16 protein-coding genes and 1 pseudogene are annotated in these 15,057 nt (G+C 58.4%); 6 read left to right on the plus strand and 11 right to left on the minus strand.

The features are described from left to right. Positions 1–632: 632 nt before the first annotated feature. The gene (locus U5805_RS13970) at positions 633–791 is read right to left on the minus strand and encodes a hypothetical protein (protein ID WP_322104068.1); all 159 of its coding nucleotides are present in this window, start codon (positions 789–791) and stop codon (positions 633–635) included. Between the two features lie 36 nt (positions 792–827). Beyond that, positions 828–1,349 (minus strand): nuclear transport factor 2 family protein, encoded by a 522-nt coding sequence (locus tag U5805_RS13975; protein WP_322104069.1) that lies wholly within the window; start codon positions 1,347–1,349, stop codon positions 828–830. 126 nt (positions 1,350–1,475) lie between these two features. Here U5805_RS13975 and U5805_RS13980 point away from each other — a divergent pair, with 126 nt between their 5' ends. After that, positions 1,476–2,225, plus strand: coding sequence for a GntR family transcriptional regulator (locus U5805_RS13980; RefSeq protein ID WP_322104070.1), 750 nt, complete (start codon positions 1,476–1,478; stop codon positions 2,223–2,225). Between the two features lie 9 nt (positions 2,226–2,234). On the opposite strand, the pseudogene U5805_RS31805 reads toward U5805_RS13980, so the two are convergent. From U5805_RS31805 to U5805_RS13990, 3 genes and pseudogenes are all read right to left on the minus strand, one after another. After that, a pseudogene (locus U5805_RS31805) lies at positions 2,235–2,573 on the minus strand (pirin family protein); the annotation flags it as partial. Between the two features lie 105 nt (positions 2,574–2,678). Then, complete coding sequence (locus U5805_RS13985; RefSeq protein ID WP_322104071.1) at positions 2,679–3,935, minus strand: hypothetical protein; 1,257 nt, start codon at positions 3,933–3,935, stop codon at positions 2,679–2,681. Positions 3,936–4,032: 97 nt separating this feature from the next. Beyond that, on the minus strand, positions 4,033–4,551 hold the full coding sequence (locus U5805_RS13990) for a nuclear transport factor 2 family protein (RefSeq protein WP_322104072.1): 519 nt from the start codon (positions 4,549–4,551) through the stop codon (positions 4,033–4,035). A 108-nt stretch (positions 4,552–4,659) separates the two neighbouring features. On the opposite strand from U5805_RS13990, the gene U5805_RS13995 reads away from it, so the two are divergent. Then, positions 4,660–5,574, plus strand: a complete 915-nt coding sequence (locus tag U5805_RS13995) for a LysR family transcriptional regulator (protein WP_322104073.1) — start codon at positions 4,660–4,662, stop codon at positions 5,572–5,574. A 631-nt stretch (positions 5,575–6,205) separates the two neighbouring features. On the opposite strand, the gene U5805_RS14000 is transcribed toward U5805_RS13995, so the two are convergent. After that, a complete protein-coding gene (locus U5805_RS14000; RefSeq protein ID WP_322104074.1) occupies positions 6,206–7,543 on the minus strand; it encodes an MFS transporter in 1,338 nt (445 codons plus the stop codon). Positions 7,544–7,609: 66 nt separating this feature from the next. Then, positions 7,610–8,731 carry an FAD-dependent monooxygenase gene (locus U5805_RS14005; protein ID WP_322104075.1) on the minus strand — a complete coding sequence of 374 codons (1,122 nt, stop codon included), beginning with the start codon at positions 8,729–8,731 and terminating at the stop codon, positions 7,610–7,612. A gap of 143 nt (positions 8,732–8,874) precedes the next feature. Here U5805_RS14005 and U5805_RS14010 point away from each other — a divergent pair, with 143 nt between their 5' ends. Next, positions 8,875–9,411: a helix-turn-helix domain-containing protein gene (locus U5805_RS14010; RefSeq protein ID WP_322104076.1), complete on the plus strand. Its 537-nt coding sequence runs from the start codon at positions 8,875–8,877 to the stop codon at positions 9,409–9,411. A 98-nt stretch (positions 9,412–9,509) separates the two neighbouring features. Next, a complete protein-coding gene (locus U5805_RS14015) occupies positions 9,510–9,962 on the plus strand; it encodes a MarR family winged helix-turn-helix transcriptional regulator (protein ID WP_322104077.1) in 453 nt (150 codons plus the stop codon). 25 nt (positions 9,963–9,987) lie between these two features. Here the strand turns inward: U5805_RS14015 and U5805_RS14020 are convergent, their stop codons facing one another. From U5805_RS14020 to U5805_RS14030, 3 genes are all read right to left on the minus strand, one after another. Beyond that, a complete protein-coding gene (locus tag U5805_RS14020) occupies positions 9,988–10,800 on the minus strand; it encodes a helix-turn-helix transcriptional regulator (protein WP_322104078.1) in 813 nt (270 codons plus the stop codon). Next, positions 10,800–11,435 (minus strand): glutathione S-transferase family protein, encoded by a 636-nt coding sequence (locus U5805_RS14025; RefSeq protein WP_322104079.1) that lies wholly within the window; start codon positions 11,433–11,435, stop codon positions 10,800–10,802. The genes U5805_RS14020 and U5805_RS14025 overlap by 1 nt, the downstream gene beginning before the upstream one ends. A gap of 186 nt (positions 11,436–11,621) precedes the next feature. Further along, positions 11,622–12,326, minus strand: coding sequence for a TetR/AcrR family transcriptional regulator (locus U5805_RS14030; RefSeq protein ID WP_322104080.1), 705 nt, complete (start codon positions 12,324–12,326; stop codon positions 11,622–11,624). 82 nt (positions 12,327–12,408) lie between these two features. Between U5805_RS14030 and U5805_RS14035 the strand changes: the two genes are divergently transcribed. After that, positions 12,409–13,149 (plus strand): 3-oxoacyl-ACP reductase family protein, encoded by a 741-nt coding sequence (locus tag U5805_RS14035; protein ID WP_322104081.1) that lies wholly within the window; start codon positions 12,409–12,411, stop codon positions 13,147–13,149. 348 nt (positions 13,150–13,497) lie between these two features. Here U5805_RS14035 and U5805_RS14040 read toward each other — a convergent pair whose 3' ends face one another. After that, positions 13,498–14,139 (minus strand): TetR/AcrR family transcriptional regulator, encoded by a 642-nt coding sequence (locus U5805_RS14040; protein ID WP_322104082.1) that lies wholly within the window; start codon positions 14,137–14,139, stop codon positions 13,498–13,500. A 72-nt stretch (positions 14,140–14,211) separates the two neighbouring features. On the opposite strand from U5805_RS14040, the gene U5805_RS14045 reads away from it, so the two are divergent. Beyond that, a complete protein-coding gene (locus tag U5805_RS14045; protein ID WP_322104083.1) occupies positions 14,212–14,940 on the plus strand; it encodes an SDR family oxidoreductase in 729 nt (242 codons plus the stop codon). Positions 14,941–15,057 lie beyond the last annotated feature (117 nt).

Consider the following 15,057-nt stretch of genomic DNA (forward strand, 5'->3'; position numbering starts at 1 on the left):
GTCGCACCGCACGTACGCTGGTTTCAGGCAAGAGGCAAGTCCAGTAGAACGGTGATCGAACAAGTGCGGCCACCCTTGAGAAGCGCGAGACATTTCTCGGCAAATAGAGCACAAAAGGAAAATTAGGGACGGTTCACTGGGGCGCATTATGCAATCGCTGCATAGCTACTGACACCGACGCGTACAGAAATGAAGAACAATTGTTCGCGAACGTCGCCGGTCACCTACTGCGAGAGATGTCAGGAGATCGTCACGATGAGCGGCGATATCATCACCGCGTGTCACGATTCGCTTCCACCCAGACTAACTGAAGCGCCGCCGCTCGGAACACCAACTCACGTCGTTGCGCCCTTTCGTGCGAAGCTGGCGGAGAGGATCGTTACAGGTGTTGGTGTAAGGCGTTCCCAATCGAATATCCTTTCGCGCGACACGACCGCCATGCCATGAAACGCGGAGTTCGTCGGACCTACGACCGCCGAGTACAACTCGTCCGAGAAGCGCAACGCTGCTGCGAGCCGCTCACCAGGGAACCTGATGGACCGCCGGGGTGACTTAGCGACGACACGATGTCGTCATGATTTATCCAGAGGCAATTGAACGGAATACTCAGCTCGCTGGTAAATCGGCTGTCGTCAGACACACGTGCTTGCAGCTGTCGCGTCGCGGCCATCCTCTGCCGGATCGATAGCCGTTTGCAGCGATTTTGCAGGCCGTTGGGAAATGCCGACGACGCGGACGGCTTGTGCAGCGCGCGCCACCAATCCGTCAGTCAGCGACAACAAAGTAGTCATTCGAGATTCGTGCGACGGTCAACTTCGGGTCGCGGCCTACCTGGAGACTGCGTCGTGTAGCAACGCGCGCGCGGGCTCGCTACCATCCAGGGGGTACAGCTTGCGGGCCTTGATTCGCCACCCTTCGGCTGTGCGCACGACGTGCCACTGGTTAGCAAGGACGCGGAAGATCCGATGTCCGCGAGAAAGTCCGTGGTTGGCCAATTCCACCTCATTACCCTGGCTGTCAAACTGCACAAGCATCAGGTACGAAGTCACCCAAGCCTCGTCGCCTTCCAATTCGATATGCGGAAGATTACCGAAGTGGGCCAATCCGCCGTCGAGGGCTGCCCGGTGAGCGTCGCTTTCCACTAGTGCCACCAATTGATCGCGGCCTACAGCGCCTGGCGCCGCAGGGCCCCGATCAAAGACCGCGTCCTCGGTGTACACCTTGGGGAAAAACGGTCCATATCCCGTATCAGCACTAAGGGGATGCGAGGCGATCAGATTGTAAATAGCGAGCTTGTCTTCAACGACAGTTAGACGCCGCTCCAATGAGGAAGAAATTTCGTGTGCCACGGTTGCCCCAGTTGCATAAAGCTGAGATTTTTATAAACTATAGCTATCTTTATAATCTCGTGCAAGTCAGTGCGATGCAAGTAGGGTTTCGCCCTTGAACCTGGTCCGTGTGGAAAAATTGAGAACATGAGCAAGCCCCGTCCTGAACTGTCCGTCGAGAAAGCCAGCCGTACTTCTCGCTCCTTGGGCCCTACCGGCCCTGCAAATATTCAACCTAAAGTGACACAGGCGGACAAAGCAACACAGATGATCTTCGACGATATCCTCCGCGATCGCCTTAAACCCGGCGAACGCCTCACGCCGGAGGCGCTCAGTGAGCGCTACAGCCTGGGGCTCAGCCCCGTGCGCGAAGCGTTGATACGGCTCTCTGTTGAGAAACTGGTTCAAGGTGGGGGCTACCGCGGCTTCGAGGTGCCCGAGATCAGCATTGACGAATTGATGGACATAGCGAATGTTCGTGCCGAACTTTCCTGCCTCGCCTTGCGTGAGTCCATGCGACGCGGGGACGAACGCTGGGAAGCAGGAATCATCGCTGCCTATCACATGATCGATCGGATTCCCGAGGCGCTGCGTGCCAGGCCGCAGGATTATGCGAATGCCTGGGAAGAACGAAACTGGGTCTTCCACGATGCACTAGAAGGTGCAAGCGGCTCGCCATGGCTTAATCATTTCATCTCGTTACTGGCCGTGCATAGCAAGCGGTACCGCAGTCGATTCTTCGACTACCAAAAGGATGCACTGCTGGCCCAGCAGGAACACCGTGCGCTGATGGATGCCGTTCTGACACGGGATGCGGACCGCGCATGCCAGTTGATGACGGAACATGTTCTCGGGCGTGTTCGAACATTCAGGAAGCTGATGCAGCGCAGCGAGTGACCAACGGGGCTACATGCGCCTCCCGTCACAATTCGGGGTACTCACAGGGTTGCGGATCCAACTCTCAAGCGGGCTCATTGCACCAGACAATGGCCCGACCTCGACCACCGCTGCCTCGTCATCGTCTTCCTTCCCGGACCCGCCCACAGCAGTTGTGCGCACCAAAATGAACGGTGCATCACCTGCCGCGAGCCGGTCCCGGTAGCCCATGCTGTCGCGGTTTCCGACGCTACCTTTGAGCAGGTAACTCACGACCTCGATACCCGCATGCGGATGTTGCCGGCCGCCAATTCCACGCTTACCCTGATGACGGTAGTGAACAACGAAGACAAACGGCTTACTTTCATCTGCTGCGTCTGTGGTAAGGCGTGCAGCAGACGCATATCACCATCATCGACGATCACTTCAGCCGGCCCGATGCGGGTGAGTAGGCGTCACGAACTCCCTGTGCGATCAGATTTTTTCGAAATCGCCACCAGCCATCATGCCTCCGTCAATGCGCAGTGTCTCGATGCGACCGTGCATTTCCAGCGCATTGACGCCCTGCCCGTGGGTGACCAGGCCGCCCGCGATCTCCACCTGGCGCGCCGAGCCTCCCGGCTTGATGCTCAACGCGATAGCTGAAAGCGTGACGACCACGCCTTTGACCAGCGAGTCGCCCGTACCGCCATAGGTCTCGATGCCGCGGCGTACCGCGATCCGGCCCACCGGCTGGCTGATCTGAATTCCCACGGCACCATCGGCATGCGTCACTACACGATCGAACTCGGCCGATTGCACGGTACCGGTATAGACGTTGAATCCGCGCGCGCCCTGGCCGAACGTCTCGATGGCGGCGTTGACCTGCAACACATTCACCGTGCCAAAATTGACGAAGCCAATGCCGCTAGGACCGTAGGAGGTGATCTTGTCCTCCGCGACCCAGCGATCCACCGTGCCCCAATTGTCCAGCACCATGTCGTTAGGTCCGTAGGTGGTCACCGGCCCGAGGTTGCGCACGCTGTCCACGAACGTGCCGTACACCGTGAACACACCGCCAGTGATGCGGTCCGGCGTGCCGGGCTTGATGCCGCCATCGCTAAAGACCTCACCGGTTTCAAGCCGACGCACCACCAGTCGGCCGCCCACGTCGCCCGCTCCGCTGACGAAGATGCCACTGCCGCGTACAGGTGCACCGGCACGGCCCGCCGACAAGCCGGTCAGGTCTGCGGTGATGGTGACGGCAGAGTCGGTCTGCTGGTTCCAGAGCGTAAAGGCGCCGGGTATGACTTCCACGCCGTAACCCTTGGGTCGTTCCTCGTAACTGCGTGCATCGGCTGCCTTGATGTTAATGTCATGGGCTTCGACATGGCCGCCACGCACTTTCTCACGTGCGAGCACTTGCACCACACCCGTAACGTCCAGATCGCGCATTGCCAGACGGCCAAGACTGTCGACGGTCGTGTCGTTGAAAATCGCGCGCCGACCCGGGTCGGTGACCAGGCGCAGATTTTCGACCTGGTTGTCTGCTGAAAGCTGCAGGCCGTCCTGGCCCGACATGAAATGCATCGATGCCCTTTGACTATCTCCGATCAGATTCTGGCCCGGGCGAAGACGTAGCGTCGGCAGGCCGTCCAGGTTCGCTACTAAGATGATGTGCACGACAGCGGCATCAGCCACCGCCGCAAGCAGTTCTTCATTCGTGGAAACCTGACGTTGTTCGGCACCCATACACTGTTCCCGATAAGTGAAACAAAAAAGAAGCGTAAATTCAGAAAACCATGGAGAAACAATCTCAACAGATAAGCCGTTCCTTACCCAACTTCGCTCAACCTTCTCCCTGCACCGGATCGGTGTTGAACGTATAGAGGACGATCTTCCAGACCCCGTCGATTTTGTGCAGCACAAACACTTCGCGGTTCAAATCCAGCACACGCTTGCCGTTCTCAACCACGGCGGCGCCTTTGTGATGATGCGTACGAACAACGGCCGTATCGCCATATACATTGATCGCGTCGTATGAAAATACCGTGGTGAATTTCGCGATCCTGAACAGCGCGTCATAGCCATGGGTCTTTTGCTGGCGCGTCGCATAGGTGCGCTTGTCGTTCCATTCCGCCACGCTGTCTTCCGCAAACAGATTCAGGATCGTGGCGGTGTCTCCGGCATTGAGTGCCGTCTCATAGCGATGAACGACATCGTAAACCTGCTGTTGTACTGCTCGCTCGGCGGGGTCCTGAGCATAAGGCAGCGCTTCCTCTGCGGCTGCATGTACGCCTGCAACGCCACTAAACGAAAGGACAAACACCAAAGCTGCCTTGACAGGCATGAAACGAAAAGCCTTCACGGACCACTCTCCTGAGAAATTTTGGGGAAACGTCCGGCGTAGCATAAGGAAAGAGTGCAATACTATAAACAGATAAAATCTTGATGGACTCTATCTGGAAAATAGATAATGTTGGACTCCCTCAGCCTGGACCAGCTTCGTGTTTTCATAGCGATCGCCGACTACGGCAGCTTCTCGGCGGCGGCGCGGCGGCTGTACCGTGCGCAGTCGGCAGTGAGCAATGCTGTTCTCAATCTGGAAAGCGTACTGGGCGTCAAGTTGTTCGACCGAAGCGGCTGGAGACCTCAGTTGACCGACCACGGGCACGCTCTGCTGGTCGATGCACGAGCCGTGCTCGCGCGCGCCGATCAACTCAAAGCCCGTGCGCTCGGTCTAACGCAGGGACTTGAGGCTGAGTTATCCGTCGTCGTGGATGTCATGTTTCCGACGATGCAGCTTTTGGATCTGGCGACACGCTTCCGGCACGCATTCCCTGACGTGCTCCTGCGCCTCTGTGTCGAAGTGTTGGGCGGCGTACCCGAGCGTGTTCTCTCAGGCGAATACGATCTGGGCATCCAGGGATCATTACCCGACATAACACCGGAACTGACCGGTCACGTCTTGCCCGAAATCGCTCTGACGCCCGTCGCCGCACCGGACCATCCATTGTCGTCCCAACGAAAAATCACGAATGACATGCTAAGGGAACATACGCAGATCGTTCTGACAGACCATAGTGGGCGAACGAAGGGACGTACCTTCTCCGTTTTCTCGGATCTCCGGATTCTCACTGCCGATCTGGGCTCGAAGCGTGCGATGCTGCTTGCAAATCTGGGCTGGGGGTTCATGCCTCGCAGCTTCGTGGAGGACGATCTGAGCAGCGCCCGGTTGAGCGAACTCGATCTGGCAGAGCGTCAACCACGTACCAGGAGCATGCCTTTAATCGCCGTCCACCGAACCGACATCTCCCTTGGTCCCGCGAGAAAATGGGTACTTGAGATGCTGCTGACCACGGACAAGAAACCGACTTTGCGACGCTCTTAAAAGTTTCTCAACAAAGTCAGTCCGCGATTTCGCGCCGACTTCCTATGTGGTATTGCCTCCGCCTACCTTCCTAGAGTCTGTTGCCCTAACCGCTGCTCGATTACCGGTTTCCACGTCTGTTGTTCAGGATTGAAACGGACCGAACAAATCGGGCAGGTCAGGTTAGCTGGCCGCTTACCTTGCCACACGCTCCCTCGTGGATCCATTGAAAGACGAAAACACTAGGGCAGCGTATCGACAACGCATCACGCAGCGGCACAGTCTCTGGACAATCCCGAAGTTTCACTTCCCGGAAAAATCACCGGGAGGTAAGTGGCGCGTTGCGATTGGCAGTGGCAGCCTTTCGCGAATAAATCCCGGCGCTTTTCCTGCGATTCGCCAGTGCATTCCCGGCGCATGTCGTGAACCTAAACTACTGCTCCTCGGCGAGACAAAACCAAACGGCTTCAGCTACGCTGCCGACGCCTGTATCTCTTGCGCCGGTTCGGCCTTCCTCATGCAAAGGGCCAAGAAGTTCCTGAAATGCCGTGTGAGCTTTATGACGGAGTAAGACTAGAAGCAGATCGACGCAATTTCCCAGTGCCGATTCGCGTGTCCTACGGCGCGCGACGGTCCTCGGCGTTGATGCAAATTATTTTGTTGTTGGGAGCCGAGATGGTTTGAGGCCAACAGCGATCAGGACCACTGCCGTCACCGTGATGAGTACGTCCACGGCCAGCGCGAGATGAATACCGCGCAGGAGGTCCGCACGAATGGCCATCGCGGCGGCCAGGGCCGGGATGCCGATGGTGGATGCAACGCGCTGGCTCGTTGTCATCAGGCCAGAGGCAAATCCTTTGCTGGCCTCGGGGACTTCCGAGGTAGCGGCCACAGTCGCTGCCACAACCGCCGTGATATGACCGAAGAACCCAACAAACAACGCCGGGATCAACAGCCACATCGAGTTCGGCTGAGATCCAAGCAGGATGAGCGGCGCGGTAAAGCCGCCCTGAACAAGCAACGCTGCCAGAAGCACAGGACGCGCACCACGCCGGGCGACGACCCGGCCGGCGACAATGCCCGCAACCACTGACGCGAGCCCCGGGACGCCGAACACCAGACCTGTCGCGAACGGCCCCAGATGCAGCACTTCTTGCAGATAGATCGTGACGAGGTAAATAAGGCCGGCCTCCATCGAGAAGATCGTCAACACCGCCACATTTCCCCAACGTACCGAGGGCCAAGCCAGCATCTCGATCGCGACCAAAGGCGCCGGTGTATGCCGCTCGATCCAAAGAAACAGGCCCAACAGCATCGCGCCGGCCGCGAGCGCAGCCGCGGACTGTTCCGTGAAGCCGAAGACAACTACGACGAGCCCCAGTGTCCCCGATATCGCGCCGGGGACATCCAGGCGAACATCGCCCCGGACATGCGCCGCATGAATCACAGCCGGCGTCACGACAAGGATGATAAGTGCGGTCGGAACATTGATCAGAAAGGCCCAGCGCCAACTCAACACACCGACGAGCATCCCGCCCACCAACGCGCCGAAAGTGAAGCCTCCCGACAGCAATGCTCCGTTCAAGCCCAGCGCCCGCGCGCGCTGCCGCTCGTCGGTGAACGTCGTGATCAGCAATGCCAACGCGGCGGGACCCGTCATCGCGGTTGCCACGCCCTGAAGCGCGCGGGCGGCAAGCAGGACGACCGCCCCGCTTGCGATACCGCCCAGCAGCGATGATGCCGCGAGCAGCGCAAGGCCGATAAGAAACATACGACGCAAACCATATAGATCGCCGAGCCGGCCGAAGAGAAGAGACAGCCCAGCGGCCGGTAGCGCAAAAGACGTAGCGACCCACGGGAAGTCGCTCACCTTGAGTCCGACTGCTCGTCCAACTTCAGGCAGCGCGACGTTCAGGATCGAGAAATCGGCGGACAGCATAAAGTTGGCACCGAGCAGGAGGACGATCACGAGCCGCTGTCGTCTCGTCATCGAAGGCGCGTGACTTCCTCGTCTCTGGGCCACGTCAGGCATTTCCAATGTCAAAATTTGCCTTCGTCATCGATTGCTGGATGCTTCCCCGCGTCTCGATGCCTGATGCGGCGCGAATGACTCGCTGAAGCCATAGCCGGAGCGGACGAGGTCGCGAGCTGCGGCGAGGCGCTTCGCCTCGTAATGGCGTAAAGCCTCGGCCGCGCCGCTCTTAGCCAACCTGTCTTGCAGTGCTTCGGCGAGAGCGAGCGCATCGAGCGCCGATGCATCGAAGCCTTTACCGGTCATCGGCGACGGCACATGAGCGGCATCGCCAACGAGACATACCCTCCCCCGTGCCAGGCGTTGTGGCATGTATTCGCCAATCGGCGTGCCAATCAGTGCACGTCGGGAAAGGCAGTCGAGAATGGCTTCACGCCACGGCGCGGGCCAGATTGCCCGGGCTTCCACGGCCAGCGCATGGAAAACGGCGTCAGGGATATCAGCAGCACGCAACGTTCGCTGCACGACGTCTCCAACGACGGCGCCGCTGGCCTGTAGGAGGCCATTACGGCCCGCGTCATACCAACCGAATCCCAGGCGTCGATGGCCCTTCGCAAGCGACCCGTCCGCGCCCGGCAAGTAATACGCGTTGAGGCAATAAGCTCTTGCTTCGAGAATCGCGAGTTGAGCCGGCCACGGCCGCGCGTGGACTACACATTCATCGACGATGCCAAGCCAGATCAGATAGCCGGCGAACACCGCATCAGGCTGATCAGGCGATACATGACGGCGAACGATGCTTGCATGACCATCTGCACCGACGACGACCTCGCCTCGCACAACCTCTCCGTTGTCCTTTACCGCCCATGCCGAGTGTTCGTCCTGACCGACCGAATTCACGCGCGCCGGCGCGTGAATTCGAATGTTGGGATCGGCATCGACCACTGCACGCAGGCCACTGTAGACGTCAGCCCACGCCTGAGGTCCCGAGGGAAGCGCGCGCCTTCCGTGGTTCCGACCGGTCAAGCGCTGCAGAAGGCCCTCGCCAACCGGCAACGCTGCGCCCGCTCGGGCCTTGGCGTCCGAGCGCTCCAGCAGCGTCACTGACATGCCGATACGGGATAGGGATAAAGCACTCATCAAGCCGGACAACGAGGCACCGACAAGCACCGCCGTACCGCCGGTTTGGTGCACCGGGTAATTCATCGGCATGACCCTGTAATATACGGAGGAACACTACGTTTAATATAACGTAGGCAACCTACGTTTAGCAAGGAGCTTCCGAGGTGCATTCAGCCCCACCCTCTAAACCCGGCCGTCGGCCGCGTTCCGATGGCGAACGCAATCGATTGAAATTGATCGACGCCGCCAAGCACGTCTTTGCCGAAAAAGGGGCCGCCGCCAGCCTTGAACAGGTCGCGCGCGAAGCGAACGTCAGCATCGCTTCGCTCTACCGCCACTTCCCGACGCGCGACGCCGTGATCTCGGCCGTTTATCGGCAGGAAGTAGATGCACTGATCGAAGCAGCCGATCGCTTGATCGCGCAACGAGAGCCAACGGCTGCGCTACACGAATGGTTGATGCTGTTCGTAGAGTTTCTCGACACAAAGCATGGCATGGCCGAGGCAATGGATACCTTGATGGGCGGGCCTGAGGACCTATACAGCAAGACGCCTGATCGACTTGCTTCGCCGATCACGGCACTCGTTACCCGTGCAGTCGAGACGGGTGCGTGCCAACGGGATATCGAGCCGCTCGATTTGCTTCGCGCGCTCTCCGGCGTGGCGACGATCAGAGCGAACGAAAACTGGAAGCGTTCGGCAATTCGAATGGTCGAGTTATTGCTCGCAGGCATGGCGACAGGGGCCGCTCGCTACGAGGACTAGCGTGCGTCGCTTTCCTTGTAAGCCATGTGCCTCCTTTGCTTCGAAGAGCCAGATACTATATAAATAGCGTACTATTTATTTTATATAGCATGCTATCTATGCCATCAAGTGAAGCATCCATCGGCTTTCTCGTTCATGCGCTCGCCAGAGCGCTGCGGCAGTTGGCCGATCGAAGACTCAAGCCACTCGGGCTGTCGTCGGGCCATTTGCCCGTCATCACTGCGCTGCGGAACAGTCCGCAGCTGTCTCAGAAAGCTTTGGCCCAATTTGCGGGGGTAGAACAGCCAACGATGGCGAACACGCTAGCCCGGATGGAGCGAGACGGAATTGTGGAGCGCCGTCCCGACCCACTGGACAAGCGCGGAAGTCTTGTTTCGTTGAGCCAACACATGCTCAAGCAGCTTCCGGAGATCGAGCGCATCGTGCGAGGCATCGACGCTGATGCATTGTCTGCAATCGCCCGCGCGGAACGCGAACGTCTACGACCCGTATTGCAATCGATCGTAAAAGGTCTCGATGCGCAACTTGCAGGGGAATCTCACGATGCCTAGCTCGCGCAGCTGTTTTGGTGAGCGACTATCGACGGGCATGCCCCCTGATGGCTGTAGGCGCAAAGCCAAATCGCTCGCGAAATCGGACAGCAAACCGCGAGGGAGAGTCATAACCCACATTGAGTGCGATACGGGTAACCGCCTCGTCGGTCGATTGGAGCAGGAGCATCGCGAGCGACATGCGGACATCGACCAGCAAGTCGCCAAACGTCGCCCCCTTCGCGGCAAGCCGCCGGCGTAGCGTCGCCTCGCTCAAGGCGAGTTGTTGTGCTGCCGCAGCCGCTGTCCAGCGCTCTGCCGGCGAGCTTTCGAACAGGCGGCGCAACCTAGTTACCAAGTCGGAGGGGGCCGAAGACGAGAAACGTATACCGAGGAGTGAGAGCCAGACCAGTACTTCAGTCTGCCGATGCTTCGCGACCTCGATAGGAATTTTGGGATCTTCAATCGCCTCTGTTGCACGATTGAACGCCGCAGCGAAATGGGCATCCATCGGTCGCAAGACTCTCGCATCTATCAGGGGGCGGGTATCGCGCGTGCTGTGTTCGAAGCATTCAATGATCGACATATCCCAGATGAGCCAACGTGCTTCGTAACGTCCCAGCTCGGATAGCCGATTGGTGACGTCGAAGCTCTGGCCACCGGCGAGTGCTACGGCATCTCCGCTCGCGAGCGACCAATGCCCTCGCGTCGACTCAAGCACCTTTTCCCCATGGCGCAACACGATCAGCGCCGGGCGATCGACGGTAATCCGACTAAATCGCAGCTCACTATGCTGAACGATGCCGGCGGTAATGCCTACGCCTGCACGCGCCGACAACAACTTACCTGTCCGATCCATCAAGAGAGCGGTACTGTGAAGCCCGGGTCAGCCATCTGCATCGCCCGTTGGAACGCCGGTCGTGCGGCAAGCCGCTCCAGATAAGCCAGAATATTGGGATAAGGGCTGATGTCGTGCGGCGAGAACACACGCATAGTCGTCAGCGGAAACAAGGTCATTATGTCGGCCGCTGTGAACTCGTCACCCGACAAGAACGGTACTTGCCCCAATCGCGCCTCGACCTGGTCGTAGGCGCGATTGAAGCGTGCACGGAGCCCCACCATCACATCGCCGGCAAGCCCGACCCTCTTCGCCATCGAATCAATCATCGCGGCCGGCATGAACGACCCGTTGGCGAAGTGGAACCAATAGAGGAAAGCCGCATAATCTTGGCCCCCAGGCGGAACAAACAGGCGACCCTCGCCATACGTATGGGCCAGATATTCGAGGATCGCAGCAGATTCCCCGAGCATCAACTCGCCATCGCTGATAACCGGCGATGTGCCAAATGGCGTAAGCGTCCGATATTCGACTGGCGCGAGCCGAGTGAGGGGATCGCGTTGGTATCGCTTCAGCTCGTATGGGATCTTGAGTTCCTCACAAAGCCAAACAATCCGATCCGACTGCGACAGTCCAAGATGATGAATGACGAGCATCGAGTTTTCTCCATCGACAACGACTCGGCGAATAATAAGCGCATTCAGGGCGGCAAACGACGCCGTCCCGATCGATTTCCGTGCTGATCCGCTCGTCTGTATGTCGCTTCTTCATCGACTTCTCCTTGCCGCCAAGATATGAGAACTGACTTGCCGTTTGGCTACACAGTCGGTCTCAGGTCACGCTTACGTACTGCGATCCGTACCGCGCAGATCGGTGAGCAAATCAGGCACGACTGGATGCCCGTCAACCATTGCATCCCATCCAGCCATTGCGATCTTGGCGACAGCGTCAAGCTCAGCCCGGCATGCGTCATTGCGGGCCTGGATCGACATTCCGCTCTGAACGGTCTGCACGAACCTTGCGAGATGAACGGCATCGACGTATTGCGGCAGATCTCCGTCGTTGACGCCTTTCTCGATACGGGCTTTTAGACGATCGAAAGTCCCGACGTTTGATCGCATAGCGTTGCCAAGCTTGGCGCGCCCCTCGCTTCCCACCGATGCGAGCGTCGCCATGCAGCCGCGAGGAACATCGCAAAGGGCCCCTGTGAGAGCCGCGGCCGAGTCGTAAAGAAAGGCCAGTACCGCCTCACGCGCGGTACTGGCTTCACGAAATCGATTCCATACCAGGCCGTCGAAGGTCCGAAAATAGAACTGCAGCGCTTCCACATACAACTCGTCCTTCGAACCAAAGGCAGCGTAGAGGCTTTTCGTCCCGATCCCCAAAGCCTCGGTCAGATCAGAGATCGACGTCGCCTCGTACCCTTTCGACCAAAACAGCCTCGTGGCCTGATCCAACGCCATCTCACGATCGAAGGTTCGCGGTCGGCCGCGGCTTCGCGCGGTTAGCGCAACTTCATTATTTGGAGTCAGCTTCTTTTTTTGCATCGATCGCTGCATAAATTGATTGACCTTGGTTTGTCGAGTCTATACGATTTCCACAACGATCACTGCATAAAAGGAACTGCTAATGATTGATCTGAGAGGAAAGCGTGCCCTGGTCACCGGGGGGGCGCGAGGAATTGGGGCGGCAATCGCGCTAAAACTGGCCGAAAACGGAGCCGACGTGGCTTTCACCTACCAGCGCTCAACCGACCGGGCGAAGGCGGTGGCGAAATCCATCGAAGATCAGGGACGCCGCGCACTTGCTATTCAAGCCGACAGCGCTGACCCCGAGGCCATTGAGAGAGCCGTGAGCGATGCCGTCGAAGCGCTTGGTGGACTCGATATCCTCGTCAACAGCGCAGCTATTGGCATTAGCGGAATGATCGCCGAGGTCAAGCTTGACGATTTTCAGGCGATGATGGATGTCAATGTGCGCGCGCCTGTGCTGTTTGCAAAGGCGGTCATCCCACATCTCGGTTCAGGCGGCCGCATCATCTCGCTCGGTTCGAGTTTGGCTGAGCGGGTTCCCTTTCCCGGCGTGACGGCCTACGCGATGTCCAAGTCGGCGCTTCTTTCCTTCACTCGTGGTCTTTCACGTGAACTTGGCCCGAAAGGTATCACCGTGAACCTCATCCTGCCGGGATCGACCGACACAGAAATGAATCCCGCGAGTGGCCCCTCCGCCGACTTCCAGCGCAGCCTGACGGCCTTGGGCCGTTATGGCGAACCGCATGAGGTCGCCAGCGCAGTAGTCTTTCTGGCCAGTTCCGCAGCGAGCGTAATCACGGGTGCAATCTTGGCCGCCGATGGGGGCGCAATCGCCTGAGCCTTACGATACGCCCGCTTGGCTCGTTTCCTGGCGAGGCGAAGCGGATGGGATCAGTGCGACGAAAGTGGGTGCCAGTACGTCTGGGGCCATGCCTTCCAACTGGTCTTGTACTTTCAGCGCACGCCGAACAGCAACGCGAGGCGGTCCGGACATTGATGACCGAGCGCGATGGGTATCACCCAGGCTTGCGGGCTGGTAGAGATTTCGCGGTCGCTGTTCCGATACGAGTGCGCCGAACCGGCGATGAACAGGCACTGATGGCGCGGATGGCGGTTATCGCAGCGCAGAAGCGTCGCTCCGGCTAGCGACGTATTCTCGTCTGCAGGTTGGTGATCAATAGCCGCACTATTGTCCGCCAACTGCTCTGACGGAATTAAGATAGGAAAGACACATTAGAACTAATTGTCCATGCACAGCGCGACTCTGCGCATCGGGCGGGTTGCGCTCAAATACGCTGCGGACAGTGCCGAAAATCACGCTCAAGAGCGTCAGATTGACGGTTTGCAGATCGGTGAAGGCCGCGTCAGATGCACTGGCGAACATCGCCGCAGTCACGGCATCGACATGGTGAGCAAACCCCTCAATCACCTGCTCGTTATCAATCTCCGCCACTGATCGATACAAAGCCCTGGTCACGTCGGGACGTTCCGTCTTGGCTTGCCAATAGGTTGTCACCAATGCTTCGACCATCTGGCGGATCGGTCGGCCATGGTGTGCCCGGCAGGCGTCCTCGATTTTTCCCGCCAGTGCTTCCAGATAGTGTTCGTTCAAGGCATAGAACAATGCCTGCTTGTGAGGAAAGTACTGGTATAGCGTGCCTACGGAAACGCCTGCCCGTTCTGCCACGCGCGTGGTCGTCAGTCGACGGGGGCCATCAACCAGCAAAACCTGAATGGTCGCCTCGAAAATCGCTTCCAGCGTCGCCGTCGCTCGCGCCTGAATCGGCTTTTTACGGGGACTTAGGTGAGCAGGCGGGTTCACTGCCATATGCGAATTCTCAAACTGAACAATCGTTCATATCCTACTCCTTTCCCCAACCTGGATCGAAAGGAACGACTCATGGCTAACAGCAACCGTGTCGCGCTTGTTACTGGCGCGAACAAAGGCATAGGTTTGGCAATCGCGCGTCGGCTTGCACAGGCTGGCGTCCACGTCATCGTCGGCGCTCGGGACGAGCGGCGCGGGCACACGGCAGCGGAGCAATTGATAGCGCAAGGTCTGAGCGCCCAGTCCGTACATCTCGATCTCGACGATTGGAAAAGCATTACTGATGCGGCAGCGACCATTGATGCAGAACACGGAGCGCTCGACATTCTCGTCAACAATGCCGGCATTTTCGATTTCGCTGATGCTCCGCCCAGCAAGGCATCGCTCGAAGCTGTCCGCCGGGTAATCGATATCAACTTTCTTGGTACGCTCGCAGTAACTCAAGCCATGCTGCCCTTGCTGCGCAAGGCTCACTCGGCGAGGATCGTGAATCTATCCAGCTCGCTTGGTTCCCTGACCTTGAACGGCGATCCCGCCTCGACCTACTATTCTCAACGGTTTATCGGATACAACGCCTCCAAAGCAGCGCTGAACATGCTGACGGTCCAACTCCATGAGGAACTGCGCGACACGGGAATTGCGGTCAATTCGGTAAGCCCCGGGTTCGTGAAGACCGACTTGACAGGCTATGGAACCATGACCCCGGAAGAAGGCGCGAAACTGCCTGTCAAGTACGCATTGCTCGGGGAGGACGCTATTTCCGGTAAATTCGTGGAACCAGATGGCGAGACGCCTTGGTAACCGGATTGACGTGGGAAATTGCGGAAGCCTGCTGAAAAGAAGATCAGGATATTTGGATTGATTTATAGTCAGGCTTCACAGCAACGTAGGTCAAGGGGCACCTTCTTTCTCACGTTA

It is taken from the genome of Paraburkholderia sp. J41 (assembly GCF_905220235.1).
GTDB lineage: Bacteria > Pseudomonadota > Gammaproteobacteria > Burkholderiales > Burkholderiaceae > Paraburkholderia.

Bases quoted from the DNA above. Each gene is read 5' to 3' on its own strand.
- U5805_RS13970 (WP_322104068.1), bottom strand. From the start codon at position 791: ATGACTACTTTGTTGTCGCTGACTGACGGATTGGTGGCGCGCGCTGCA.
- U5805_RS13980 (WP_322104070.1), top strand. From the start codon at position 1,476: ATGAGCAAGCCCCGTCCTGAACTGTCCGTCGAGAAAGCCAGCCGTACT.
- U5805_RS13985 (WP_322104071.1), bottom strand. From the start codon at position 3,935: ATGGGTGCCGAACAACGTCAGGTTTCCACGAATGAAGAACTGCTTGCG.
- U5805_RS13995 (WP_322104073.1), top strand. From the start codon at position 4,660: ATGTTGGACTCCCTCAGCCTGGACCAGCTTCGTGTTTTCATAGCGATC.
- U5805_RS14000 (WP_322104074.1), bottom strand. From the start codon at position 7,543: ATGACGAGACGACAGCGGCTCGTGATCGTCCTCCTGCTCGGTGCCAAC.
- U5805_RS14005 (WP_322104075.1), bottom strand. From the start codon at position 8,731: ATGAATTACCCGGTGCACCAAACCGGCGGTACGGCGGTGCTTGTCGGT.
- U5805_RS14015 (WP_322104077.1), top strand. From the start codon at position 9,510: ATGCCATCAAGTGAAGCATCCATCGGCTTTCTCGTTCATGCGCTCGCC.
- U5805_RS14020 (WP_322104078.1), bottom strand. From the start codon at position 10,800: ATGGATCGGACAGGTAAGTTGTTGTCGGCGCGTGCAGGCGTAGGCATT.
- U5805_RS14025 (WP_322104079.1), bottom strand. From the start codon at position 11,435: ATGCTCGTCATTCATCATCTTGGACTGTCGCAGTCGGATCGGATTGTT.
- U5805_RS14030 (WP_322104080.1), bottom strand. From the start codon at position 12,326: ATGCAAAAAAAGAAGCTGACTCCAAATAATGAAGTTGCGCTAACCGCG.
- U5805_RS14035 (WP_322104081.1), top strand. From the start codon at position 12,409: ATGATTGATCTGAGAGGAAAGCGTGCCCTGGTCACCGGGGGGGCGCGA.
- U5805_RS14040 (WP_322104082.1), bottom strand. From the start codon at position 14,139: ATGGCAGTGAACCCGCCTGCTCACCTAAGTCCCCGTAAAAAGCCGATT.
- U5805_RS14045 (WP_322104083.1), top strand. From the start codon at position 14,212: ATGGCTAACAGCAACCGTGTCGCGCTTGTTACTGGCGCGAACAAAGGC.